The following is a 25,618-nucleotide window of genomic DNA, read 5'->3' as shown; positions in this document are numbered from 1 at the left end:
TGTTTGCTATTATTGATCCGGTCTTACATTAAACCTGCCAAACCATTGTTGCGATGATTGTATCAACCTCTTCATGAACAAAACCATCCTTGGCCAAGGAGCCCAAATAGGTTTCGATTTCTTTTTCTTCTGCTGGGGAAATTTCACGGTAAGTTTTTATCCGGTTGATATACATACCTTTTGCCTGTTCCAACGTTTTCCTCATTTTCCAAACCTGTTTCTCATATTCCAGTTCCGGAAGATACCCCTGACGCCAAAGAAGCTCAAACGCGAATACCAGCTCTTCGTCACTGCTTTCCCGCTTCTCCTTAATTCCAGCCAGCGCTTTAACGGCATCAGACACCGGATCGGTTCGCCGAATCGGCTTGGAGAGTATACACCAGCCTTTCGATGCAGTACTCAGCTTTTCAAAAGTATCCGCACTTTGAACGGCTGGTGTCATATGGGCAAACACGAGGTCAAATTTGTGTTGCCATCCGGCTTTCTCAATGTCCAAGTAATGCCAGTCTTCACAGAGAAAATCCACATTTTTTATTCCGAACTCAACTTTCTTTCGCTTGGCGATCTCAATCATTTGAGGAGACAGGTCAACACCGGTCACCTGACTGCATCTGCCGGCTAAGGCCAACGCATATTTGCCCGCTCCGCATCCGACGTCCAGGATCAGTCCTTTCGGATTCAGCATATTCTTGTTTATCAGCAGCTTCAAAAACACATCTTCCTCAAAACCAGGGCGAACATTTTCACCGAAGCTTCCGGCCATTGAATTCCACATATCTAAGCTGGCTTTTTTGTTTTGTTCTTTCAGGCTCCATCTTTCTCGGATTTCTTCGATATTCATTTTTATCACCTCAGTTGAAAATTAGAGTATCAGGATTTCCCATATTCTACAATCCGCTAGGGGGGGATTAAAATTCTCATTGTTCTCTTGTTACCAAATGCGGAATTTCGCAAAAATAAAAAACCACGAAGCTGAACCTCCGCTCCTGCGGATGTTTCTCAGCCTTCGTGGCTTGCTCTAATCCATATCTTTCGTTTGGTTTTTTGGATCTAAATACCTATGAGTCTTCATGACTCAGTTTTGATAGTCAAATTATAAGACATATTAAATTACATGTCTATATCAAAAAAATATTTATCAAATAACTTATTTTTGCAGCACGATTCTATGATCCACCAGTTCCATTCCTTTGATTTTCGCCTTAACAATTTTCCTTTCACCAAAGATATTCTCCAGCACAAGGTTTTCTTCTTCTGGAAATATCTTGTCTACCGATTCGAGAAACAGTTTTTCTTCTCCTTTTTCATCAATTAGATAAACATTTGCTTCACACATTTTTCTCACCTCAAAATAATGCTTTAATATTTTGGATGGCACTATCTATCAAATGCGGCAGGGGCTGGCTTTTATCTGCTCCTACTATGTCAATATTGCACCGGTTTAGCGGCAGAAGAACTTTTTTGGCTGGACTTTCAGCAATCGCTTTGGCCATAACGGGGGTTAACTCGCCAAGCATAGAATTTGCAGCAATAATTGCTACCGTTCCCATAATAATATCGACTTTGCCTGCATTAAACACAATCGCGTTTTCTCCTGTAGCCCCCTCATTGGCACCGGCCTTCAGCATAAAAGATGTGGCCAGTGCGTTTGTGCCCAGAGCAATGATTTCCATATCTTCAGGCAGTTCCCTCCGAAGCTTTTCGACAATCGCTTTGCCGATGCCGCCGCCTTGACCATCTATTACAGCAATCCGCATACCATTCTCCTCAAACAATACGAAAGCAATTTCTTCAAACTGTTTGTATTAAAAATTTTGAAGTTATTATACTCTTTTCAACATTCCATGTCCAGATAATAACCTTTTAATTACCAATCTAAATTACAAATCCGCCATTTGGACTTATCACCTGGCCCGTAATAAAATCCGCTCCCTCAGATGCCAAATATAAAGCGCAAGAAGCTATGTCCTCTGGACTGCCTAATTTCATTAAAGGAGTTTGCTGTTTTAACGCATTTAACTCTTCATCGCTAAATGAATCAAGCATATCCGTCTGAACGATGCCCGGAGCAATGCAATTGACTTGGACATTCGCTGGCGCTAGTTCCTTGGCCAAGGCTTTCGTCATGCCGATCACGCCTGCCTTGGCAGCGGAATAATGGACCTCGCAGGAGGCTCCGACCATTCCCCAGATTGAAGAAACATTGATGATCTTACCTTCCTTCTGTACGAGCATGTGTTTAAGAACACTCTGGGTACAGTTAAAAACGCCTTTGAGATTGATATTCATCATCATATCCCATTCTTTTTCAGCAATATCCGAAAAAAGCTTTTGTTGGGCTATCCCGGCATTATTAATCAAAATATCCACACTGCCGAATAGCTTAATACAACGTTCGACCATTAAATCGGTCTGCTTGCGTTTGGTAATATCCGTTTTACAAACTGCCACTGACTGACCCTTTTTCTTTAAGTCATTATGTGTTTTATATGCTTCGGTTCTCGACCGGTTATAGGTAAAAAGCACATGATAGCCTTCCGACGCAAACAATACCGCCATTGCTCTGCCAATACCCCTTGATGCTCCGGTAATAATAACCGTTTTTCTTTTTTCCATTTTTCCGTTCCCATCAGTTATATTATAAGGCAAATTAATTTGTGCAGCTTTTGAACAGCAAAACCACAAAAGCCAGTACCCGCTCCTGCGGATTATGCAACCTTCGTGGTTCGTTACATTAAATGTTCATTTTATCGCCATCAATCTGCAATAAGTTAATCACAGTCTTCTTCTTGACTCAAATATTATATCTTGAATTATATGCTATTATTTTTGCCGTGTCCATAGAGGAGTTTCCAATCCATAGTTTGATCCTATGCAAAAGCATAAAAAATAGACATTATTCTATGACGAAGCTCCCATAGTAGAATGGCATTACAGAAACACCGAGGGGGAGAATTATAATGCAAACATCTGTAATCGGCTATCCCAGAGTGGGTGCGTTAAGGGAATTAAAATTTGCTACGGAAAAGTATTTTAAGGGTGCATTATCGAGAGATAAGTTTCTAGCAGCTGCTTTTGAACTCAGGAAAACACACTGGGAAGCGCAAAGTATAAACGGCATTGACTTCATTTCGTCAAATGATTTTTCGTTTTACGATAATCTGCTGGATATCGCCGTTTTGCTGAACGCTGTTCCGAAACGATATAAGCAATTGCAACTTGAGCCGATTGATGAATATTTTGCAATGGCCAGAGGATATCAAGGCGAAAAAGGCGATGTAAAGGCGCTTGCCATGAAAAAATGGTTTAACACCAATTATCATTATATGGTGCCGGAAATTGAAGACGACATGAATATTTATCTCGTAGGAACCAAACCTTTCAATGAGTATCTGGAAGCAAAAAATCTCGGATTAGAAACAAAACCGGTTATGATCGGAGCTTATACATTTTTAAAGCTGACAAGATTTACGGGTGAAAAAACAGCCGAGGATTTTATAGCGGATATCGTTCAGGCGTATTCGGATATTCTCGATTTATTTAACACCCTCGGCGCAACTTGGATTCAGTTCGACGAACCGGCTCTTGTCATGGACCTGACGGCTAAAGACAAAAACCTTTTCGGTCAATTGTACGGCGAAATCCTTTTGCATAAAGGGAACGCCAAAGTGCTCCTGCAAACGTATTTTGGCGACATTCGGGATTGTTATCGCGAGGTTGCCGCAATGGCTTTTGACGGAATAGGTCTTGATTTTGTTGAGGGAAAAAAGACCCTAGAGCTTATTGAAAGTTTGGGGTTCCCTGCTGACAAAACGCTTTTTGCCGGTGTAGTCAACGGCAAGAATATATGGCGGAACAATTATGCCAAGACGCTCGGATTAATTGAGAAGATATCTCAAAGCTGTAAAAAAGTTGTTTTAAACACTTCCTGTTCTCTGTTGCATGTACCCTACACCCTAAAGCATGAGGATGGTCTTTCGGAAAAACACAAAAAACATTTTGCCTTCGCCGAGGAAAAGCTCGGTGAGCTTTCAGAGCTGAAGAAAATATTATCAAACAATAATCCGTTTGAAACCGCAGAATCTATGAAAAATGCCCAAACTATAAATAAAAACAGGAACTGCAATAAGCCAGCTGTGCAAGCTGCCGTTGCGGCGCTTTCTCAGGATGATTTTCTCAGATATCCTGCCTTCGCAGAGCGTGAAACCATTCAAAAAGAAAAGTTTCAGCTGCCTTTACTTCCGACAACGACAATCGGCTCTTTCCCCCAGACGGAAGAGGTCAAGGCAAACCGTTCTGATTATAAAAAAGGCAAAATATCATTGGAGCAGTACACCAGGTTCAATAAGGAAAAAATTGCGAAATGTGTTGCGTTGCAGGAAAAAATAGGCCTTGATGTGCTTGTTCACGGCGAATTTGAACGTAACGATATGGTCGAGTATTTCGGTGAAAATCTTAACGGATATTTATTTACCGAAAAAGCGTGGGTGCAGTCTTACGGTACAAGGTGTGTGAAACCTCCTATTATATGGGGAGACATATACCGCGCCCGGCCTATGTCGGTAGATTACGCTGTCTATGCGCAGTCCCTTACATCGAAATACATGAAAGGGATGCTGACCGGTCCGGTAACGATTTTGAACTGGTCATTCCCCCGTGAAGATATCTCGCTTAAGGAATGCGCTTTTCAGATTGCCCTTGCCATCAGGGAGGAAGTGCTCGACCTGGAAGCAAACGGCATCAAAATTATTCAAATTGACGAAGCGGCTCTCCGAGAAAAACTGCCGCTGAGAAAAAGCGATTGGCACAGTGAGTATCTCGACTGGGCAATTCCTGCTTTCCGGCTTGTCCACAGCTCCGTGAAACCGGAAACGCAAATCCACACCCACATGTGCTACAGCGAGTTCTCGGATATTATCAAGGAGATTGAGGCGATGGATGCGGATGTAATTACCTTCGAAGCGTCGCGTTCCGATCTCACGATTGTCGACGCATTAAGGGAATGCGAATTTAAAACAGAAGTCGGCCCGGGTGTTTATGATATCCATTCTCCGAGAATTCCAAGCGTTTCTGAAATGAAAGAAGCTGTTTCCAAAATGCTTGAGAAAATACCCAGACAAAAGCTTTGGGTCAACCCTGACTGCGGACTGAAAACGAGAGGCAATGCAGAGGTCCTGCCGAGCCTTGAAAATATGGTTGCCGCGGCAGTTAAGGCTAGGAGGGAACTGCAAGAATGAAGATATCTGAAATATTTAAAACGAAAAGGGTACTGTCGTTGGAGATATTTCCACCCAAACCTACCTCCGCAGTTAACACGATTTACGATACGGTTGACCAACTGCAGGAATTGAATCCCGACTTTATCAGTGTGACCTACGGCGCGGGTGGAGGCAAAAACAATACCGAAACGTTGGAAATCGCTTCGGTTGTAAAAAATACCTATGGGATTGAAAATGTTGCCCATCTTCCATGTATCAACCTTTCCAAAACAGATGTTCTGAAAATATTGGATGATTGCAAAAAAGCGGGTATAGAGAATATCCTTGCGCTTCGCGGCGATGCCAGTTCTGCAACAAAGAACGATTTTCAGCATGCCAGCGATTTGGTTTCTTTTATTAAAGCTAACGGCGACTTTCATATTATCGGAGCTTGTTATCCGGAAGGACACAAAGAATGCGCAAGTGTGGTTGAAGATATTTACAATCTAAAAACCAAGGTGGATGCGGGAGCGGACCAGCTGATTACACAGTTGTTTTTCGATAATCAATATTTCTATTCGTTTCGGGAACGGGCTGTGAATGCGGGAATCAATGTTCCGATTGAGGCAGGCATCATGCCTGTTGTGAACAAGAAGCAGATTGAGCGTATGGTTACCCTTTGCGGAGTGAACCTTCCGAAAAAATTCCTGTCGGTCATGGGCAGGTACGAAAACAATCCGGAAGCAATTCGGGATGCAGGTATTGCCTATGCCATCGACCAAATAATCGATTTAATAGCTCAGGGGGTAGATGGAATACACCTGTACACAATGAATAATCCATATATTGCGCATCGAATCTATGAAGCAATAAATACTTTGCTTGTTGCCTGATAGCAATGCCTCCTCCTACTTTAAAGCTGAGGCATTGTTCTCGATAACTGTGTATCCGTACTCGGTAATCAACCGTTTCAGTTTTGAGATATAATTAAGCGCGATTGAACTGAGACGAGCTTTTTCGTTGGCAATCCAGCCGACACGAATTCTTTCGTCTGTCATCAGCGGTACGGAAATTATGTTTTCGCCATTTAAATCAGTACTTAAAACACCGGTGCAAATCGTATATCCGTTTAACCCGATCAACAGGTTGAATAGAGTGGCGCGGTCACTGACATGGATTGTTTTCTTGCGGGGGACTGTGCTGAGAATTTCTTCCGAGAAATAAAAGGAATTATACTCACCTTGTTCAAAGGCAAGAACCGGGTAATCCGCCAAGTCTTCAAGCGTAACGGACGTGTTCTTGGCAAGAGGATGCTTTGAACTGATAAAAACGTGAGGATCAGCTTCAAAAAGAGGATTGAACACCAAGTGGTTTTCTTTCAGCAGCTTATACAAAACCTTTTCGTTAAAATCACTGAAATAAATAATTCCGATTTCACTGCGCAAATTTTTAACATCTTCAATGATCTCATACGTTCTTGTTTCCCGAAGCGTAAATTCATATTCATCGACATCCAAGGTCAAGAGCAAATCGACAAAAGCATTGACAGCAAAAGCGTAATGTTGGGTAGAAACTGAGCAAAGCTGCTTTGCCGGTTTTTTCCCTCTATAGCGCTGCTCCATCAGCTCTGTCTGTTCTATAATTTGACGTGCGTAAGAGAGGAATTCCGTACCGTCAACAGACAAGGATATTCCTTTATTCGTGCGGTAAAATATTTCTATTCCAAGTTCGGTTTCAAGTTCTTTAACAGCAGTTGAAAGACTTGGTTGTGTTATAAAAAGCTGCCTTGCCGCTTCGGTAATAGAACCGCATTCAACTATTTTTATGATATATTTAAGTTGTTGGAGTGTCATAATTTTACCCAGCCCATAGTTTTATTTTATGATTATACAGTATTTTGAGAAATTATCAATGGCACTGCCTGACTGCCTTATTAACAACCGAAGGTATTTGTGTGGCAAACGCTGCGCCGAGTTTCCCTGCCAGCGTGCAATTCCAATCCGTATCGAACCACTTTTTCAACTGCCAGCTTAAGTCTGCTGCATAGGCCGGGGTCCCGATAATGACCGTCTGACTGTCCTCAACAAATTCATAATCCACAGTTTCTTCATGCACCAGATATTAACTGCATTAACCCCCGGAACAATTGTTGGGACAAGCACAATTCCAAGATGATTGTCACTACAATTTTGGATCGCCTTATCTTTTACAGCTAAAAGACTGCGACCCTTGAGTTGTAGGTAGATCTCGTCCCTCGTACCGTCAAACTGCATGAAGACCGAAGATAAACCGGCTTCCTTAAGCCTTCTAACATACTCCGGATCTAGACTTAGACGAAGTCCGTTGGTATTTAGTTGGATATAAGGAAAACCCATCTGATTTGCCAGGCTGATGATTTCCGGTAAATCATTACGCACAGTCGGTTCTCCTCCGGAAAGATGGATAAACGGTTTTCCAGCTTCTACGAGATGCTCCAGCCATTCTCTGATCTGTTCAAAAGAAGAATCTTTCTTCTCTCCTCCACTGCTGGCAAAGCAAAAGTTGCAGTTCAAATTGCAGCGTTCAGTCACTTCCAGCACTACACAACAGGTTTGTTGTCTATGTTCCGCGCATATGCCGCAGTCATAAGGACAGTCTTTTTCTACCTCAGTCAGACACACCTGAGGATGTGCCCGCAATTTTTCTTTTTCCCAGGCACTATAATCCAGTTCACCGTCACCGCGCCAGATAATTGTAGAAAAATTTCCATGCTCGGCACACATTTTCTGTAGATAAACATCTCCATCAATCAGAACGTGTTTAGCAGGTATTTTAGTATTTTATCTAAGCAAACTGGACATAAACTCTCCGTCATACGGAGTATTTTTTCAGGCTGAATCATCAGATCCTCCAAAACAATACAATCAAAATCTTAAAGTCGCTTTCAGTCGGTTTGTATATTTGAGTAATTCTAACGTACTCTTGATACTGTTAATCACCAAATCTGAGCTATCCAATGCTTTTTTCGAACAACCTTCAGAACCCATTACGCAGATTCCAATAATCGATTCTTTTAACATAAACTCATCATTGTTCCCATTACCAATCGATACAGTTTCTTTTGGCCCAAGTCTTTGAATCAGATCAAGCTTTTCTCTTCTCTCATCATCGCTATTCAGCTTAATAATTTCAATCGGCAGATCAATTAATTCTGATTCAACACTTCCGAACGTATCGGCAGTTATAACATACACTTTGATTTTCTTGGTTAACTCCTCAATTATTTCCTTCAAACCATCTATAAGCAGTCCGCCTGTTGCCAAGGTTCCGTTATAATCAAGCACCAAATTCTTTATATCTAGTTCACCATACCCAGGTATGTTAACGTTAATCATAATTCCCCGCCCATCTGTAAATATCTCTTATCATTTAATATCCATATTCATCATGGTGCTGATGTTCTTGACAGTATATTTATGCTTTCCATTTAAAAATCTATTAAATCACTAATTCATAAATGCTATCATATCTGAGGTGATGTTCCTTAAGGAGCTTTTCTATCACCACTCTGCAAAGCGGATCTTCTCTCCAAACAAGCCCACATCCAGATGCAATATCTCTAGGCAATGGAATTATGCGGCCTTTCAAGCCTTCTTTTCTTGCAGCTTCCTCAAAAGCCATGGCTTCTGTGGTAGTTTGAAACGTTACAACGCATTGGAGTTCTTTTGGTCTCATCGGCTTTCCTCTTCCAGTATCTTTAAGGCAGTTATTGCTTCCTTTACCTCATTTTTAGTATTGAAATGTGAAAAACTAAAACGTACCATGCCTTGTTCCTCAGTTCCAAAGGTCCGGTGAACTTCTGGAGCACAATGTGCGCCAGCCCTCGTTGCGATACCAAAACGCAGAAAAAGCTCATCAGTTATTTCCCCTGAATCAATATCTCTTAGGTTAAGTGCAACCACTGGTGTTCTGACTGCAGCTTCAAAATCACCATATAAAGTGATTCCAGGTATATTCTTGATACCCTCCTCAAACAGCTTGGCGTGTTCGCTAGCTTCCTTAAAGATCCTTAACTGTCCGTATGTTTTCAAGTAGTTGCAGGCTGCTAAGAGTCCCGCCAAACCATGCGTATTTAAGGTACCTGCTTCAAGCGCTGCAGGCAGAAACTTTGGCATGATGCGCGAAAAGCTAACAACTCCTGTTCCGCCAAGCTTAAGCGCCGCAGGGAAAACCCCATCGGCAAGGCACAGTACGCCCGTACCCTGCGGTCCAAGAAGGCTTTTGTGCCCTGAACAGCAAAGTGCTGATATGCCAATCTTTTGCATGTCGATAGGAATGATACCCGCACTTTGCGAAGCATCTACTATAAAAAGAAGGTTATGCTTACTACATATCGTACTAACTGCTTCAATATCCAGAACATTCCCTGTTACATTTGAAGCATGGGTTAAAACCACTGCCTTAGTTTCAGTTCGAACTGCAGCTTCTATCTGAGATACACCAATACATCCCTTTGCATCTGCAGGAACAACGGTCAGATGAACGCCGCGCTCCTCCATAAGATAAAGCGGTCTTAACACGCTATTATGCTCAATAGCTGTCGTGATGCAGTGTTCTCCAGCCTTAAGCAGGCCTTGGATTGCAATATTTAAACTCTCAGTAGCGTTACAAGTGAACACCACTCGCGACGGGTCTCCTACATTAAATAATTCGGATATAGCCTCTCGCGTATGATAGACCAGACGACTGGCATCCAGTGAAGCGCTATGTGCTCCGCGTCCGCTATTGCCAATTCCCTGCAAAGTCCGATAAACAGCTTTAGCTACCTCCGGGGGCTTATGAAACGAAGTTGCGGCGTGATCCAAGTAAATCATAATCTAATTCCTTCATTTTATGGATTTACGATTTTAGTTGCCTGCATCTGTTTTTCCGCTATTACGTACATGTTTGTGACAGAGCCTACTCCCAATTTTTCTGCCAATCCATAATGATTAAGACAGGTTCCACAAGTTAATATCTCTACTCCTTGGGATTCTAAAAGTTTCAAATCTGCTAAAGAATCTGAGCCTTCAACAGACAAACGCGCTCCGTTATTATATAGTAATATTGTTTCCGGCAGCTGGTCCTGCTCAGTCAATGCATAGACAAAGCCCTTTATAAGGGCATACCCTAATTTTTCATCCCCTTCTCCCATTTTATCTGAAGAGAGTACGACAACCGTCTTCTTCTTTCTACTATCAGGGATACAAACAGTTTCTTCTGTACCTTCTGCTGTTTCCTTGCCGGAAGTTTCATTCATAGTCAATTTCACGATATAGTTATTCTCATCGACTTTTTCTGAGGAAACAGGGACCTTCTTCTGTCCAGCCATTTTGCTCAGATTCTGTACGGCAATAAAATTATCTACCGTTACTTCTACAGTATCTCCCTCATGAAGAGTTGCCAATACCTTCTTGGTCTCCACAACCGGTATTGGACACGCTTTCCCTCTAGCATCAATGGTTTGTTTCATATTCATCCTCCTTATCTGACAATAATTCTTTTATCATCATTTTGTGTAACCACGCCAACGATACCACAAGGTAATCCCAAGGATTTAATTTCGTTAAGAACAATTTCGGCTTCTTCCTGCGGCAGGCTGACTAGGAGTCCCCCCGATGTCTGTCTGTGGGTCAAAAAGGATCTCTTCCATGGCAAAGGGAACATTTCTAAAATCTACCCCATTACCAACATGATTCCGGTTTCTCTGAGCAGCTGCGGTTAAAAGAAACTCATTTGCGTAATGAACTGCCTCTGGAATATACGGTACTTGCAGCGTGTCTATCTCCGCTCCGAAATCCGCTCCTAACATTTCCTGAAGATGACCTAGAAAACTAAACCCTGTCACATCTGTGCACGCATGCACCTGGTACTCTTTGAAGATTTCCGCTGCATATTTATTAAGCGTGGTCATGGAACGAATGGCCAGATCCATGGCTTCCTTGGAACTCTCCCCTACACGCTGGGCAGTGCATACAATGCCTACTCCCAGAGGTTTTGTTAAGAGCAGTTGATCTCCCTTTTGACAAGTGTTGTTCTTATAAATCTTATCAGGATGAATAATACCCATTACTGAAAGGCCATACTTCACATCACTGTCGGCAATGGAATGTCCACCTACCAGGATCCCTCCTGCCTCTCTAACTTTTTCACTTCCCCCAAGCATGATTTCACCCAAAATATTCAGATCCATCTTTTCGGGAAAGCATACAATATTTAGCGCTGTCTTTACCTCTCCTCCCATGGCATAGATATCCGAAAGCGCATTAGCCGCTGCGATTTGTCCAAATGTATACGGATCATCAACCATAGGAGGAAAAAAATCCAAAGTCTGAACGACTGCTAAATCATCTGTTAACTGATATATTGCTGCATCGTCAGAACTGTCGAAGCCTACCAGCAAATGCGGATCTGCAACTTTAGGCAACTTATCAAGAACTGAAGATAACATTCCTGGCCCTAGTTTAGCGGTGCAACCTCCGCCTTTACAAAATACAATCTCCTCATGCATTCTTCTGACACTCCTGACATTTAATTCCTCTCTCCGTCATACGGAGTATGTTTTCAGACTGAATCATCAAATCTTCCAAAATAATGTCTTTAGAAAATTCGTTGTAGGGAAAAAGTCAAATTTATTTAGAACACTACTCGGGGACGAATACTTTATTGTGTAAGATTGCCATTATCGTTTTCAAAATAACCACGACAATCACCAAAGAAGTCAATATCAACAAACCGGTGGCAATCCATCCAAACAGCGGATATTTAAGCTGCTCAAAGGCTAAGATGCTAGCAATCGTAACTGCGCTCAAAGGGAATGTATAGGCCCACCAAGATATATTGAAGTCCAGCTTTAGAAAATATCTCGTCATAGATAAAAGTAATAATACGAAAAACCAGGCTATGTAGAGTAAGAATCTTGAAAAGCTATCCATATGACCTGCAATTTTTGTGTAAGCAATAAAGGCAACAGATGGTGGCGCTATCAGAATAAAGAGCGTTGGGAATAACTGTTTCGGCATTGGATCGTGGAATACAATCCGGTAAAAAATTAGCGTAAATAAAATTAACCAGAAAAAGAGTCCAAGACTAAAGAAAAACCAGCAAATTTCTATATTTACGAACTTTATTCCCGCAATCGGAATTATAATGTTTCCAACTACAGGAATAAACCACGCCGGATTAAGTTGCAATATTTGATATTTTTGGGTAATCCACCGGGATATCATGATGATGGTAAAGATAAAGTGTACCGCTGCACCTATAATAAAAAGATAATATGCCAATTTTCCCTGATACCCGGCAGTTCCGACACTTAATAGCAGTAGGCTTATGGAAAAGGCGGGGAAAAAATTAGCTTTTACCGGGTGATTAAATTCACTTTTCACAGCCGAAAAATGTTTGCCAATTTTTAAAGAATAAGTAATTGTTACTGCAACAAAAACCAGGTAAGCGGCAATCAGTAGTATTAAGCCGATTCTGCTGTTCAGCTTAAAAACTTGTTCATAACGCTCAACTGCGATGGCCAAACCGCTGACCCCCATAACGCTGGCGAAAAAGCTAATCGGGAAATACTGCAGTTTGTTTTCGGGCACTGCTTCCTCAGCCGACTGTTTCTCCATACTCATTTCCTTTCTTGATTGACTTTCTCTTTGTTCCAGTCCGGAATTGCTGCGTTCATATGAGTTGACAACAACTACACGCGTACCGACATCTTTTGCGCGTATTGAATCAATTGCCTTATCCCGGCGCATTGGCTGATGCCGGTGAGGATAGGGTCCCTATGCTCCGGCAGCCATCTTATTCCGGAAAGCATCGTCACTCCGCTCCCCTGAAAAGCCTGAGGGTATAAAGGCGTGCTGGATGGACCCCACCATCACCATATCCCGGGCGCCGGTACAATAACCCAATACATTTTCCAGTGTCCGGTTGATTAGAGAAGTGCTGCTGACAAAAACCACCTGGCACTCCGGCAAGAGCTTGGATTCTTTGCTTTCCGGGTAAACCCCTTCAGCGAGGTTCTCGCCCCGTTCAAACACAAGCAGGCTTTGAACTTTGTCTTTAAGGTTAAAAATAACGGGTCCAATATGACCAATAACCCCAACCGTATCGGTCGGTTTAATTTCTACGGAAAATGCGGCGTCGGAGCCGTCGGCATTTTCAACCTGTTCCAATTTTTTAAATTCAGCGACTGAATTTAATACCGCCAGCCCCATGGCGGAACTGATAACATTATTACCCCGCAGAGCCCATCCGGCAATTTCTTGGGCCGGCATCCCGATGAGTTTCCCGCCTTGGGGAAGGAGTGAGCAGCCATCGATTGTTTCTTTTCTTAATACATAAGTAACGCCTAAGGAGCCGTCATCAAGCACAACGGCCATCAGCCCCAGTCCTACCCTGACATCTTTGATTTTCTTCCCCTCAATCCTTGGCAGGGCTAAATCATAAACACGTTCTAAAATCATGTCAAAAACCCCCTACTCTATTTTTAAGATCAGACGCATATATTTTATAGACATATGCCTGATATTAATTGTATAGTTATTTTGAACATATGTCAATTACAGGCAGAACGGAAGAAAGGGGTTTGCTATCCATGCTTTCGTCCAATGAAAAAAATTTTATGTTAAATACTTCTCTATTTATTTTTGCGTTCACTTGCATCTCAACCGGAATCATTCAGCATTTGAGACTCAATTCAGTCCTTCCATTGTTTTCTGACTTAAACCTTAAACATCTTCACATTTGGACAGGATATTTGACGGCAGTCATTATTCTTCTCCATCTAATCCTGCATCAAAAATGGATAGCCAAAGTTTCAGCCAATATATTAAAAAACAGAAACACATTAATCCCTTTGATCTTTACCGTCATTATTTCTATCGGTATTTGCTTTTTAATCAATACAACAGCGTCCGTTGAAAAGGGCCAAGGTGGATTCTCCGGTCGGCAAAATAGCGGTTTTAGCAGTGGTTTTCAGAATAGAGGACATTGAAGCGAAGGCGTTTTAAGATATTCCTTAAGAATGCATTCTTAAGGAAATCCATTCTTAAAAGGCCATTATAAAAATGCGTATACCGACGAGTCCAAGAGCGACCGCCAAGCACCGGATAATCCAAACCCCCTGAAAACGTTTGGATAGCCTGGCTCCTAATTGGGCCCCGAACAATACACCGATAGCGAGAGCTATGGTCTGCCACATACCCTGAGAGAGTATGCCGGACGCAAGATGTACGATGGAGCCCGACAAGGACATAAATGCCAAAATAAAGTGGGAAGTTGCGGTAGCTATATGAACAGGATAATTCAAAAGATGAACAAGCGCCGGAACATGAATAATTCCCCCGCCTATACCCAGAAGGCTCGAAACATAACCGACAATAAGGCTTAAGCTGATCCCAACTACAGGGTTATACGAAAAGGAATACGTATTGCCTTCCGCATCGGTAAGGGTGCGGATCATATAACCTTTGGGCACCTCTTTTGCCAAATCGCTCTCCTTTTTAGGGCGAAGCAGCAAAAAGACCGAGGCTGCGAGTAGCAGCACACCAAATATCACATCAAAGATATTTCTTGGTATATACGAAGTTGTAAACGCTCCTAAAATAGAGCCGGGTAGGGCCGCTGCAGAAAAAATCAAACCCGATTTATAATCAATTCTTTTCATTTTCCGATAGGCCAAAGTCCCTGATAACGCATTAAAGAAAACAACAGCCAGAGAAATGCTGGTAATTGTTTCAGGGCTTTTTCCAGGGTACAGCAAAAGCAAGACAGGAACTAAAATAAAGCCTCCGCCTGCCCCAATCAGCGTTCCAAATGTCCCAACAATAAAACCTAAAGGGATTAGCCATAAAAATTGTTCCATTATGTTCTCCTTTTATATATTGAACAATTTACTTTTTACCTTTCGGCCATCATCATAAACATTTCTTGACAATTTCCTATTACCAATCGTAAATTATATCTAAACTTTTATATAATAGAACCTGTTATCTTTTTCAGGATTTTTTGGAAGCTTACTGTTAAAAAACAATTATAAAAGGAGATAGAAATCATGGAAAAACCGAATACAATGGAAGACTCCGAGCTAAGGAAACAATTGACGGTGCTAAAGGAAGAACTGGAAGAACTTCAAATAGAAAAAAATTTTGTTTTGGGCCAAACCGGTTTGCATGTCTCCAGTTCCAAGGTAGCCCAACAGGCCCGCGAATATGAAGAGGATACGATTCGGCTGCAGGGACTCATTGCTGAAATAGAAGGGAAAATCAAAACCAAAGTGTAAAATAAGAGAATACGGAAAGAATGATTGAAGCAACAAACATCGCTAGAAACGGCCGCAGCGCACGGCTGCGCAGATTGGCCAAGTGAACGTTGAGACCCAAACCGACCATTGCGGAGGCTAATAGGAAGGGACCGATCACATTGGAGATCCCGGATAGGATATTTTTAGGAATAGGAATATAAGTCCCAATGATGCTTGTCGCCAGGAATCCAACCAAAAACCATGGGAAAGGGGCACCCTGTGTCACGTTATCTTTGTCTTTACGCCGCATCCATAAGGACAAGATAAGGCATAAAGGAATAAGCAGGAAAACCCGGCCCAGCTTGGCCAACAGTCCGACCGCCAAAGCATTTGACCCTGCCGGTGCTGCGGCGGCTGCAACATGAGCGATCTCATGCAGGCTGATTCCGCTCCAAATTCCAAATTGTTCCGGGGTAATCGGTAAAATGGCTCTCAGCATGGCATACCCGAGCGCAAAAATAGTGCCCGTTAAAGCGATGATACCGACACCAATTGCCGTATCTTCATCATCCGCTTTCACGATGGGAGATACAGCAGCGATAGCTGCCGCACCACACACACCGGTGCCTATTCCCAACAAGAGGGAAAGTACTTTTTCCGCTTTAAAAGGTCTCGCCAAAAGCATGGTCGTACCGACAGCTACAATAATCGTCAGTACATCATGCAGCAAAAGCGAGCCGCCTTGGGTTAAAACCACATCAATATTCAATTTAAAGCCATAGAGAATGATGGCAAAACGTAGAATTTTCTGCGCTGAAAACTGAATACCCGTGCGCAGGCTTTCCGGATAGCCAAAAAAATTCCGGAACAATACCGCAATCAGTATCGAAGTCAGCATCGCTCCGATTTGGTCCAGAACCGGCAATTTGGCGGCTATTGTACCGGCTGCCGCAATCAGGACGGTAAACAATATACCTCCGTAAAAATTTATACTTCTCCATTTAGGATTAACCGGCAATTCTTTATTCTTTGGCATCTTCAACCTTCAACCCTTTCTAGTTCTGTCCATGTCTCTTTCGTTCAATATTCACTATAAGGGTTGAAATCTTGCTTTACAATTCGGATATCTTATAGAAAGTATTAAGCAATTTAATAAGATTATCCCAAGTCAGGAGGTTACTTGCTTGATCACAGAATCTCTCAGGGTCTTTATCGCTGTTATTGAAAAAACAGCTTTTCCCATGCTGCCGAAGAACTTTTTATGTCCCAGCCAAGTGTCAGTCTGCACATCCGCAATCTGGAAAATGAATTCGGAATCAAGTTGCTTCATCGCTCGCCCAAACAACTCGTCCTTACTCCTGCCGGAGAAATTCTTTTTCAACATGCCAAAGAAATTCTCTCCCACTATGACCAAGCCAAGAGAGAAATAGACGATCTGCGACAGATTGTAACAGGAACTTTGAAAATCGGAGCCAGCTTTACCGTGGGCGAATATATTTTGCCCCGCTTTTTGACTGAGGTTTCGCCTGATTACCCCAATGTTGATGTCTCAGTTACGATTGCCAATACGGAAGAAATAACGCAAGCCCTTCGTCAAAACCAACTGGACATCGGCGTAGTCGAAGGTCGAGTAACCTTTCCTGATATCGAAATCGAACCATTTATGCATGACGAAATGGCCTTGATCGTCGCTCTGGACCATCCGCTCGCAGCTTTAAACAAAGCTTCCGTGCAAGATCTTCAGGATCAGGTATGGATCTTAAGGGAGTCCGGCTCCGGGACCCGCGCTTTCAGCGATCAACTCCTGCAGTCATTGGGAGTCAGAATGAAACGCACTTTTGTTTTCAGCAGCAATGAGGGTGTTAAAGAAGCCGTCATCAATGGCCTGGGAATTACCGTCATTTCCCTGCTGGTTGTGCGCAAAGAGATTGAAGCGAAGGAACTGAAGGCAGTGTTCATAAAGAGCAAAGATAAGCTCCCTCTATCGCGCCGGTTATGTATTATCCATCGAAAAGAACCAATAAGTTCTAAAGCAATGGAAGAATTTCTGGAGAAACTGAGAACATTCAAATTCTTGTAAGTCTCACTGTTTATCACTTTAGAGAGGGAAATCAAATGACACAACCAATAACATTTCCGGGTTTAGGACTAAGTTTTACAATTGACCCAATTGCTTTCAGCATTTTTGGGATGGGTGTACATTGGTACGGCATTATCATCGTAACTGGCTTTATACTCGCTTTTTTGCTTGCCAATAAAGATTCTAATACTTTTGGCATTAAACAGAGTGATGTTAGTGATCTTTTACTGGTTGTAACGCCTCTGGCTATTATCGGAGCAAGGCTCTATTATGTCGCCTTCGAATGGTCGAATTATAAGGATAATTTGCTTGAAGTTTTTAACATACGTAATGGAGGACTGGCCATTTACGGGGGTATACTTACCGCTGTAGAAAACCGGAAGCGAATAATTAATCAATTCTTTTGACACTGAGTATATTCTCAACCCGAAAAATATAAGGAGAAATTAATGAAGTTTTCAAATAATAATTTCTAGGAAAAGGAGATGTTCCATCTTGAATAAGGTATCCAATAAGGGCAAAATATTTTCCCTTTCGCTCGCCCATATGTTTAATGATTTTTATATGAATTACATTCAGACTCTGCTGCCATTTTTGGTAGCAGCCGGACTCGGAGTAAGTAAAGGCGCTTTTTTGATTTCTGCTTTCACTGTCACATCGTCAGTGCTTCAGCCGGTTTTTGGTTATCTGGTCGATCAAAAAAATCAGCGTTGGTTGGTATATGTGGGAACAATCTGGATGGCAGTGTTAATAAGTTTAGTCGGATTGCTTAAAAATTATTCTCTTCTTATACTTGTTGCAGCTCTCGCGGGCTTAGGAACAGCTGCCTTTCACCCCCAGGCATCCGCTATGGTTTCGGCCGTAAGCGGTAATAGAAAAGGTTTTTGGCAATCGTGTTTTACTGCCGGAGGAAATGTTGGCTGGGCACTCACTCCGCTGCTGGTTGTACCGTTTGTTCAAACCTATACTTTGGTTATGACTCCTTTATTTATCCTGCCGGGAGTGCTTGTCGCCATTATGCTCTGGTTTTCAGCACCCAGGGTTTCATCTGAGGCAAAAACGGTTCCCCCTCTGATGCCTATCCTGCGTTCTAATTGGTTTGAACTTACAAAATTAGTATTCGTCGTAGCCCTCCGTTCTCTGGCGTACTTTGGGCTGATGTCGTTTCTGCCGTTATACCTGCAAAAAACGAATGTCTCCCTCCTAGCCGGCAGCCATCTGCTGTTTGTGATGCTCTTTTGCGGAGCCATAGGCGGGGTTGTCGGCGGGTATCTATCTGACAGAATTGGAAGGAAAGCAGTCATTGTAGGTTCGTTGGTCCTAGCCAGTCCACTGTTTTTCTTTTTTCTCAACACGAATGGCTTTTACGCCTATGTACTGTTAGCTCTGGCTGGTGCAGCACTTTTGGCCTCCTTTTCAGTTACAGTGGTGGTTGCCCAAAATATTATCAGTAAAAATGCCGCGATGGCATCAGGGCTAATGCTGGGGTTTGGAATTGGAATTGGCGGACTTGGAGTAGGATTAGTAGGAATATTGGTGGAATATTCAAGTATTGCTTTTGCCATTAATTTATTAATATGGCTACCCTTGCTAGCAGGGCTATTCGGCCTTACTTTGAAAACCAAAAAACGCTCTGACCTCTCTGAACGTTAAGGCTACCTGAAGCGTAATGCTTTGGTTGGACAAGTAACAACACACGGCGGCACGCTTAAATTATGATCAATCTCAGAAAAGCACAGATCACATTTCTGCATCCTGCCGTCGGCACCGAATTGAGGGACAAAATAAGGACAAGCTTCCAGGCAAACCCTACAGCCAGTACATTTTTCCCGGTTGACCAAGACCACCCCTTTCGAAGCCTCTTTTTCGATGGCCCCTGCCGGACAGGCATGCATACAGGCTGGATCGTCACAATGCCTGCAGGCGATCGAGGCGGAAACACTCTTGATTTCAGGATACTGCCCCAGCCAAATTCGTTCAATCCTTCGCCATTTTACGCCGAGTTCGACATTTCTCCAACTTTTACAGGCCACTTCACACCCATGGCACTGAATACAATCTTCAGGACTAAAGGAAATATGCTCTGTTGTCATCTTCTTCCTGCCCGCTCCTTCCTATTTACGCTTTTTTGACCTCTACCAACGTTTGGCTGCTCATCGCCGTAATAAGGAGGTCAAACGTTTTTTCCGGATCGAGGCTGTACATGATATTCACATTCGCGCCGCCATCCAGTAACGGGTAATCCGCCAGCCCCAATTCTTTGCAGCCCTGCCACCAGCCATGGAGTATCATCACCGTATCCGGCCTGATTCCCGGGTAGAACTCCGCCTTTACTTTCAGCCAGCCGTGAGGTGACTCGACGATGACCCAGTCTCCGTCTTGAATTCCCCGGGCTGTAGCCGTATCCGGGTGAATATGGATTGCAGGATCAGGCTGCAGTTCTCGGAGATAAGGTACGTTGCGCTGCCAGGAGGCTGTGTAATTTTTCGAGGTATGGTAATCGGAAAGAATGAGCGGATACTTTGAAGTAAGCTGGGGTGTGCCGGTCAAGCTCTCGGGCGGCTCCCGCCATACGGGCAGTGGCGTAAAGCCGGCTTCTTCGAAGGACGTATTATAGATCTCCACTTTCCCGTGAGGCAAGAATGGCATGCGGTTAAGCCTGGGGCTTTTTTTCGTAAATACCTGCCGGTAATTTTCATAGGTACGGGGAACCGGTTTCTCATAAACAAAACCTGTAGGATATTTTCTAAGTTCAGCAAGCGTCAGCCCAAATGGCTGCAGTTGATCATTCATGGATTGCTCCATACTCCCGTTCCAAAAATCCGTGCCATATCCCATTTTGAAAGCAAGATCAAGAAAAAATTTATAAATCGAATGATAATCGCCTAAAGGTTCAATGATCTTATTGCGGGCCATCAGGCGTCCGCCGACAGCCTCAAAAGGATGGTCCGACTCGTAGGACGTCGTAACGGGAATTACGATATCGGCATAGTCCATATCCGCAGTCCGGGCCACATCAACCACCACGTAAAAATCCAGTTTTTTTAGGGCCTCGATGACCCTTTTGGAGCCACGGGTACTCGCTCCGGGCTGCGTCCCCGGAGCAATGATTGTCCGTACCGGATAAGGGGATTCCGTGAGTACGCTTTCCAAAACCCGGTAATAAGCGGAAGTAAAACCTTCCACAAAAGGCTGAAACTGCTTGGGGAACTCAGGTCCAACCAGTTTTTCAACCATTTCCCGGGTGTACCATTCCCGCATGGTGATGTCTAGCGGCATAGGCTGGGCAGGATCAGGAATGGTAAAGACATTTCCACCCGGGCGGTCCAGATGACCGGTTATCGCTATAAGAATGGCGATGGACCGGATGGCGTCATTAGCCGAAGGAGCATGTTCCACCCCGTTTCCCAGGTCGATTGATGCCCGTTTTGTTGTGGCGTAAAGTCTGGCAACCTTTTCAATCTGCTTAGCCGGAACTCCGGTAATTTCTTCAGCCCATTCCGGAGGATACTTCTGAATATGCTCTTTTAAGTGTTCATAGCCGTAACACCAATTTTGTACAAACTCCTTGTCAATAAGTTCCTCATTGACAACCACATAAAGCATAGCCAGAGCCAGGGCCGCGTCTGTCCCAGGTCTGAGTGGAACCCAAATATCCGCCTTGCTCACATCGGATTCCACAGAAGGTTTAACGGCGATAATCCTGGCTCCTCTTTCCCTGGCCTTGAGCAGCATTCTTGGCCCGCTCATGGCCGGGCCGGAAAATATCGGCTGCCTTCCCCAATAAATAATCAGATCGCTTTGGTTAATCTCCGCTTGCGGCCAATCACCAAGCGTATACATGAAAGAAAAGGCCCGCTGCAGCGCACAAATCCCGCTATGGCCGTAATTGGGGCTGCCGTGAACAGTAAGAAACCGTTTAATATAGGCATTATAGGTCCTCATTGCCGGTGCCAGTATGGCCAGTGATTCCGGGCCGTATTGTTCTTTTTGGCGTTTGAGGGTATCGGCCACAATCCCGACCGCTTCCTCCCAGGTGATCTTCTCAAACTTACCTTCGCCTTTTTTCCCCACTCTTCTCAACGGATATCTCAATCGATCCGGAGAATGCACCCATTGCGGAGCCGCCTGCCCTTTCGGACAGAGAGCGCCTTGATTCGTAGGAAATTCCCGCATGCCTGCTGCCTTCGTAAACCGACCTTCTTTAACAAAAGCATAAATACCGCAACACATTGGTGTGGGGCCACACATCGCGCAAAAGGCAGGAACTACCTGTTCACCATTCTTTTGGGCCAGTGCTAACGCTTCATCCATAGTAAGCCCAAGGGTTCCTGCCTGAATACCATTATTTTTTGCTGTCATCTTTTCACCCCTTATAATACAATTCAGAAGGTAATATTTTTCCAGAAGTGAATCTCAATGTGCCTTTCAACCGTTTAGCTAGACTTCGCCCGTTTTTTCGTTAACAGACTACCGCCAGCGACAACCGGTCGCAAGATTGTTATACGCACTCCGTCGGTATTCAATCTGCATTCTTGGATTGAACGATTCTACAAGTTTCCTTAATTTCCTTCCAGTGTGCTGAACCATCAGTCACAAAAACAACAAATTATGGGCATTCAAATGTTTTGACAGTTAGCATCCATCTTCGAATATTCCAATTGGCCATCATCAATTTTGTTTATTAAATATGGTGGAGATGACGGAGCTCGAATCCCTGACCACTTGCGCGAGCGAATGCTCCCCTCATCTGAGTTACACCACATTTTTAGAAAAAACTATTTGATTTCTATCCAGTCTGAGACCTTGAAGTTTTTCACTCTTTAACAACCATAACCGGTACTTTCGAATAACTTACTACTTTTTGAGCCACACTTCCGATTACCAGTTTTTTAAATCCTCCTAATCCTCTTGTCCCTTTATAGTATACCGCTCCATCACCGGCATATAGATATGTCCGTTAATATTATTATCAAAAAGGTCATGGGAGGCTTCCGCTATGAGAATATCTTTGCTTAACGATTCCCTGCAAAATTCCTGCAAAGGCTTCGGCACACACAAACCCAATTTATAAATGTCCATATCCTTACAAGCATTTAGTACTTGCAGATAATCTTTTGCCTCATGGGGCAGGATACTTCCGCAGAGTAGACGGATGTCCGCCTTCCTGAATATCGTGTCGGGTTTCATGTCGGGCTGTTTGAACTCCCCGCAATCGTAGATAATAAAGTTGTAATCCTTATCCATCTCATTTGTAAAATAGCAGTCGATACCGCCGACCGGATAGGCTTCTCCGTCTTTTTCCGCATCATAGATATTGACGATCCAGTTCAAATGCCGATTGGTATTGGCCTCCACATAGCAGGCGGAAGCCCCTCTGGCAATGAGCCAGGCCACCAGATTAAAGGCGGTGACGGTAACGCCGCTCCGCCGCTGCGTGCCGGCAATGGCAATTTTCACATTTCGGCTGTTCCACTTGTATTTGACTATCTCTTTAGCCTTCTGGGCTTTTTCAAAGGCAGTATCCTGCTTAAAGCTTTCAGATAACTGTTTATACCTTTGCCTGCCATCTGCGGATAAGCACTCGGCAAGCTCATCCCTGATGCCGTCTATGCTGTCGGCGGTTACAATATCCGTTACCCCTATATCGACCAGCCTGCCGATATAGCAGTCTATGTTTTCCATATCCGACAGAACCGGAATGATTCTCGCGTCAAACATGATCTGAAAGGACTGGAGAGCGATGATAAAATCATCAAGCTGTTCCTCTATACAGGAAACATCTATGGCGAAATACTTGCAGCCGACATAATTCCTCAAATCCTTGGCGACAAATTGCTTTAAGGAAAACCTGCCGATGAGCTTCTTTATTACAAGCTCCTGCCCTTCCATAAAGTCGGCCAGTCCGCTTTTCCCATCACTCGAAAGATACAGCAGCAACGCTCACACCTCCGTCATAGGGCTTGTTATCCTGCTTTTTGAGATTTGCGGTAAAAAGCAGGATAATCCCAATCACCACAACCAGTACATAGATAAACAGTTCAATCAATTTTTTCCGGTTATTCATTGTCCACCTCCGTATTAAACTATCAACCAAAGTAAAGGGCCTCTTATGTCGAAACAATCCAGAACGGGCCGCCCGCCCCGGCATTTTTACCTGCTTCATTCAGTATGACGGACAAATCCCACTCCTGTTCGCTGCGCTTTTTGCTGGCCGGGTCCGCCACAAGGATTTTTCCCTCGGCAGTCACGCCCCTAAGTACGATGAAATGCCCGCTGGATGTAAAATGTCCTTTGCCCATCAGTGCGACCATCAGCTTACCGGAGGACAGCGCATCAACGATTTTTTGCGGTTCTTTTGCCGGGCAGCCTTCTACCTGCAAACCAAAGGCTTTGGCTGCGCCCGGAATGAGGGAATGATAGGAACCGCTGCCGGGAGCCCAATACCCGTTATCATAAGACCACTTTGCCATTTCCACAGGGTCAGCTGTTTTCCCCGTCAGGCTGGATACTACTATAGCCATTGCGGTCGGGCCGCAGCCGTACCCGCCGATGTTGTCCGTCCCGTAAGGCTTGTCTCTGAACCGCTCATCTCTCTGGTTATAGTAAACCACCGGCGTGACTCCATTGGTAAAGACCACGCCCTTATAGGATATTACGCCGCTTTCATAATCCGTTGTCGCAAGGTACTGGTACATCCCGTAGTCGTTTTGCAGCCGCTCTACCTCGGTAATAGCCCGGCTATCGAAAAACTCACCCAAAAATTCCAGCGGGTGGGTAAGGATATAAACGAAGGCCGTCAGGATGAGAACTACACACAGCAAGGGTGTAAGAATAATCATCAGCAGCCTTTTTCTTGCTTCCTCATCAGTTGCAAGCTTTAAGGCCGCCTGTGCGAGAAATTTTGCCGTTGCCGGATCAATTGCCATAAAATCGAATCACCTCCATCATTTAAAAGGCGCTCCTGTCAGCAGGAGCGCCTTTACGGTTTATTGGGCTGTGTCGCTAGTGTTTATTAGAATCAGTTCGCACTTCAAATGTATTGGGGTCAATCAGAATCACAGTCTTTCCCAGGGTGCGGGCAAGAGAAAGGATGTTGCCCGGGCCGCCAGGTTTGCCGTTCCATACCGCAAGCACATAATTACTTTGCTTGACCATGTATTCTTTTTTCTTTTTGATGCAATCCTTAGTGTGATGACGCTGCAAAAGGGTTTCCTTATCACATCGTTCCACAATAGAAAAGTACCTGTCACGCTGCGCTATCGTCCATTTTGCCGCCTGATCCTCACAGGGAATAACGCACTCCAGGGTAATTTCGGGATAGTCTCTTTTGAGGTCAAGGACGATTTCTGCGGCAAACTGGCCGACACCTAAATCAACACCGCTGATGAAATGGGTAACTCCCAAAGCTTCAATCAAATGGACCGATTGCTCCTTCAGTACCTGCTTCAACCGCAGGAAACCGGCGTTTTCTTCGTCAAACCCAAGGGGAAGACTTTGAGGGCGGGGTCCCGCAAAGCAGCAGGCAGACTTTATATTGGCTTCTTTAATAAACATCATCATTTTAGGCAACCACCTTTTTCCTAATAATAAAGAATCTTAGCATATATATTCTTACATTATATGGAATACATTTCCCCGTGTCAATAAAAACATATGCTGTAATTCCGTATAATGAGCCAATGTATTGTCTATAATCATATATATGAGGGGGTAAATTGTAATGTATGAGGATTTATTTTACGAAAGATTAACCAGGCTCCGCACACAAAAAGGGGTTTCCGCAAGGGATATGAGCCTGTCTTTAGGTCAAAGCGAAAGCTATATCAATAAAATTGAGAACAAAAAGTCGCTACCGTCCATGACAGGATTTTTTTATATCTGCGAATATCTGAATGTCCCCCCAAAGGATTTTTTTGATGACGAAGTAAACTTTCCGACAAAATTAAATGGCTTGATGGGTGAGTTAAAAAAACTAGATGATGGCCAGTTGGAGCATCTTCTGGCTATTATTAAGGACTTAAAGACAAAATGAGAAAAGCAGGCTGCATGAGATTGATACCGATGCAGCCTGCTTTT

The 25,618-nt window shown here is 43.6% G+C and carries 29 protein-coding genes and 1 pseudogene; 7 read left to right on the top strand and 23 right to left on the bottom strand.

Translation table 11 applies throughout. From position 1 onward, the window contains the following. Positions 1–28: 28 nt before the first annotated feature. The 4 genes from LPY66_RS01800 to ymfI all read right to left on the bottom strand — a co-directional run bounded on the left by LPY66_RS01800 (position 29) and on the right by ymfI (position 2,616). Positions 29–841, bottom strand: a complete 813-nt coding sequence (locus tag LPY66_RS01800) for a class I SAM-dependent methyltransferase (RefSeq protein ID WP_337986426.1) — start codon at positions 839–841, stop codon at positions 29–31. Between the two features lie 306 nt (positions 842–1,147). Continuing rightward, positions 1,148–1,336 (bottom strand): CooT family nickel-binding protein, encoded by a 189-nt coding sequence (locus LPY66_RS01795; RefSeq protein WP_337986425.1) that lies wholly within the window; start codon positions 1,334–1,336, stop codon positions 1,148–1,150. Between the two features lie 10 nt (positions 1,337–1,346). Continuing rightward, entirely contained in the window at positions 1,347–1,757 is a 411-nt protein-coding gene (locus LPY66_RS01790; RefSeq protein WP_158208028.1) for a DUF3842 family protein, read from the bottom strand. 118 nt (positions 1,758–1,875) lie between these two features. Continuing rightward, positions 1,876–2,616, bottom strand: a complete 741-nt coding sequence (gene ymfI / locus LPY66_RS01785; protein ID WP_337986424.1) for an elongation factor P 5-aminopentanone reductase — start codon at positions 2,614–2,616, stop codon at positions 1,876–1,878. A gap of 344 nt (positions 2,617–2,960) precedes the next feature. On the opposite strand from ymfI, the gene metE reads away from it, so the two are divergent. Both metE and metF read left to right on the top strand, forming a co-directional pair. Then, complete coding sequence (gene metE, locus LPY66_RS01780; RefSeq protein WP_337986423.1) at positions 2,961–5,237, top strand: 5-methyltetrahydropteroyltriglutamate--homocysteine S-methyltransferase; 2,277 nt, start codon at positions 2,961–2,963, stop codon at positions 5,235–5,237. Beyond that, positions 5,234–6,091, top strand: coding sequence for a methylenetetrahydrofolate reductase [NAD(P)H] (gene metF / locus LPY66_RS01775; RefSeq protein ID WP_337986422.1), 858 nt, complete (start codon positions 5,234–5,236; stop codon positions 6,089–6,091). Before metE ends, metF begins: the two co-directional genes overlap by 4 nt. A gap of 15 nt (positions 6,092–6,106) precedes the next feature. Here the strand turns inward: metF and LPY66_RS01770 are convergent, their stop codons facing one another. From LPY66_RS01770 to LPY66_RS01725, 11 genes and pseudogenes are all read right to left on the bottom strand, one after another. Next, positions 6,107–7,051, bottom strand: coding sequence for a LysR family transcriptional regulator (locus tag LPY66_RS01770; RefSeq protein ID WP_337986421.1), 945 nt, complete (start codon positions 7,049–7,051; stop codon positions 6,107–6,109). Between the two features lie 177 nt (positions 7,052–7,228). Next, complete coding sequence (locus tag LPY66_RS01765; protein WP_443112514.1) at positions 7,229–8,008, bottom strand: radical SAM protein; 780 nt, start codon at positions 8,006–8,008, stop codon at positions 7,229–7,231. Positions 8,009–8,101: 93 nt separating this feature from the next. Beyond that, positions 8,102–8,572 carry an HAD family hydrolase gene (locus tag LPY66_RS01760; RefSeq protein ID WP_337986419.1) on the bottom strand — a complete coding sequence of 157 codons (471 nt, stop codon included), beginning with the start codon at positions 8,570–8,572 and terminating at the stop codon, positions 8,102–8,104. Positions 8,573–8,675: 103 nt separating this feature from the next. Next, positions 8,676–8,912, bottom strand: a complete 237-nt coding sequence (locus tag LPY66_RS01755; protein WP_021315377.1) for a DUF3343 domain-containing protein — start codon at positions 8,910–8,912, stop codon at positions 8,676–8,678. Continuing rightward, positions 8,909–10,051: an aminotransferase class V-fold PLP-dependent enzyme gene (locus LPY66_RS01750; RefSeq protein WP_337986418.1), complete on the bottom strand. Its 1,143-nt coding sequence runs from the start codon at positions 10,049–10,051 to the stop codon at positions 8,909–8,911. The genes LPY66_RS01755 and LPY66_RS01750 overlap by 4 nt, the downstream gene beginning before the upstream one ends. Positions 10,052–10,068: 17 nt before the next feature. Next, positions 10,069–10,689: a sulfurtransferase-like selenium metabolism protein YedF gene (gene yedF, locus LPY66_RS01745; RefSeq protein WP_337986417.1), complete on the bottom strand. Its 621-nt coding sequence runs from the start codon at positions 10,687–10,689 to the stop codon at positions 10,069–10,071. An 11-nt stretch (positions 10,690–10,700) separates the two neighbouring features. After that, positions 10,701–11,727 (bottom strand): annotated as a pseudogene (selD, locus tag LPY66_RS01740) (selenide, water dikinase SelD). A 133-nt stretch (positions 11,728–11,860) separates the two neighbouring features. Further along, positions 11,861–12,838 (bottom strand): SLAC1 anion channel family protein, encoded by a 978-nt coding sequence (locus tag LPY66_RS01735; RefSeq protein WP_443112453.1) that lies wholly within the window; start codon positions 12,836–12,838, stop codon positions 11,861–11,863. A gap of 74 nt (positions 12,839–12,912) precedes the next feature. Beyond that, positions 12,913–13,032, bottom strand: a complete 120-nt coding sequence (locus tag LPY66_RS20940) for a hypothetical protein (protein WP_443112452.1) — start codon at positions 13,030–13,032, stop codon at positions 12,913–12,915. Then, positions 12,998–13,681 (bottom strand): Rossmann-like domain-containing protein, encoded by a 684-nt coding sequence (locus LPY66_RS01730; RefSeq protein WP_337986414.1) that lies wholly within the window; start codon positions 13,679–13,681, stop codon positions 12,998–13,000. The genes LPY66_RS20940 and LPY66_RS01730 overlap by 35 nt, the downstream gene beginning before the upstream one ends. 584 nt (positions 13,682–14,265) lie before the next feature. Further along, positions 14,266–15,081 (bottom strand): sulfite exporter TauE/SafE family protein, encoded by an 816-nt coding sequence (locus tag LPY66_RS01725; RefSeq protein ID WP_337986413.1) that lies wholly within the window; start codon positions 15,079–15,081, stop codon positions 14,266–14,268. A 189-nt stretch (positions 15,082–15,270) separates the two neighbouring features. On the opposite strand from LPY66_RS01725, the gene LPY66_RS01720 reads away from it, so the two are divergent. Beyond that, the gene (locus LPY66_RS01720; RefSeq protein WP_337986412.1) at positions 15,271–15,498 is read left to right on the top strand and encodes a hypothetical protein; all 228 of its coding nucleotides are present in this window, start codon (positions 15,271–15,273) and stop codon (positions 15,496–15,498) included. Here the strand turns inward: LPY66_RS01720 and LPY66_RS01715 are convergent. After that, a complete protein-coding gene (locus tag LPY66_RS01715; protein WP_337986411.1) occupies positions 15,482–16,495 on the bottom strand; it encodes a YeiH family protein in 1,014 nt (337 codons plus the stop codon). The genes LPY66_RS01720 and LPY66_RS01715 overlap by 17 nt on opposite strands. 225 nt (positions 16,496–16,720) lie before the next feature. Here LPY66_RS01715 and LPY66_RS01710 point away from each other — a divergent pair, with 225 nt between their 5' ends. From LPY66_RS01710 to LPY66_RS01700, 3 genes are all read left to right on the top strand, one after another. Then, positions 16,721–17,539, top strand: coding sequence for a LysR substrate-binding domain-containing protein (locus LPY66_RS01710; protein WP_337986410.1), 819 nt, complete (start codon positions 16,721–16,723; stop codon positions 17,537–17,539). A 35-nt stretch (positions 17,540–17,574) separates the two neighbouring features. Next, complete coding sequence (locus LPY66_RS01705) at positions 17,575–17,946, top strand: prolipoprotein diacylglyceryl transferase family protein (protein ID WP_337986409.1); 372 nt, start codon at positions 17,575–17,577, stop codon at positions 17,944–17,946. 88 nt (positions 17,947–18,034) lie between these two features. Next, positions 18,035–19,192: an MFS transporter gene (locus tag LPY66_RS01700; protein ID WP_337986408.1), complete on the top strand. Its 1,158-nt coding sequence runs from the start codon at positions 18,035–18,037 to the stop codon at positions 19,190–19,192. 2 nt (positions 19,193–19,194) lie between these two features. On the opposite strand, the gene LPY66_RS01695 is transcribed toward LPY66_RS01700, so the two are convergent. The 7 genes from LPY66_RS01695 to LPY66_RS01665 form a co-directional block, all read right to left on the bottom strand. Then, complete coding sequence (locus LPY66_RS01695; protein ID WP_337986407.1) at positions 19,195–19,632, bottom strand: 4Fe-4S dicluster domain-containing protein; 438 nt, start codon at positions 19,630–19,632, stop codon at positions 19,195–19,197. A gap of 25 nt (positions 19,633–19,657) precedes the next feature. Continuing rightward, a complete protein-coding gene (locus LPY66_RS01690; RefSeq protein WP_337986406.1) occupies positions 19,658–21,901 on the bottom strand; it encodes a molybdopterin-containing oxidoreductase family protein in 2,244 nt (747 codons plus the stop codon). A gap of 454 nt (positions 21,902–22,355) precedes the next feature. Next, on the bottom strand, positions 22,356–22,412 hold the full coding sequence (locus LPY66_RS01685) for a hypothetical protein (RefSeq protein ID WP_337988180.1): 57 nt from the start codon (positions 22,410–22,412) through the stop codon (positions 22,356–22,358). A 29-nt stretch (positions 22,413–22,441) separates the two neighbouring features. Beyond that, the gene (locus tag LPY66_RS01680) at positions 22,442–23,479 is read right to left on the bottom strand and encodes a hypothetical protein (RefSeq protein WP_337986405.1); all 1,038 of its coding nucleotides are present in this window, start codon (positions 23,477–23,479) and stop codon (positions 22,442–22,444) included. Continuing rightward, positions 23,457–23,606, bottom strand: coding sequence for a hypothetical protein (locus tag LPY66_RS01675; RefSeq protein WP_337986404.1), 150 nt, complete (start codon positions 23,604–23,606; stop codon positions 23,457–23,459). Before LPY66_RS01675 ends, LPY66_RS01680 begins: the two co-directional genes overlap by 23 nt. Before the next feature lie 43 nt (positions 23,607–23,649). Then, the gene (locus LPY66_RS01670) at positions 23,650–24,468 is read right to left on the bottom strand and encodes a C39 family peptidase (RefSeq protein ID WP_337986403.1); all 819 of its coding nucleotides are present in this window, start codon (positions 24,466–24,468) and stop codon (positions 23,650–23,652) included. A 76-nt stretch (positions 24,469–24,544) separates the two neighbouring features. Next, positions 24,545–25,102, bottom strand: a complete 558-nt coding sequence (locus LPY66_RS01665) for an SLOG family protein (RefSeq protein WP_337986402.1) — start codon at positions 25,100–25,102, stop codon at positions 24,545–24,547. Between the two features lie 160 nt (positions 25,103–25,262). Between LPY66_RS01665 and LPY66_RS01660 the strand changes: the two genes are divergently transcribed. Further along, positions 25,263–25,574, top strand: a complete 312-nt coding sequence (locus LPY66_RS01660; protein ID WP_337986401.1) for a helix-turn-helix domain-containing protein — start codon at positions 25,263–25,265, stop codon at positions 25,572–25,574. Positions 25,575–25,618: the final 44 nt, after the last annotated feature.

Source organism: Dehalobacter sp. DCM (assembly GCF_024972775.1).
Lineage (GTDB): Bacteria > Bacillota > Desulfitobacteriia > Desulfitobacteriales > Syntrophobotulaceae > Dehalobacter.
The sequence above is the reverse complement of the archived record's forward strand: the minus strand, read 5'-3'. Positions and strand labels throughout refer to the sequence as shown.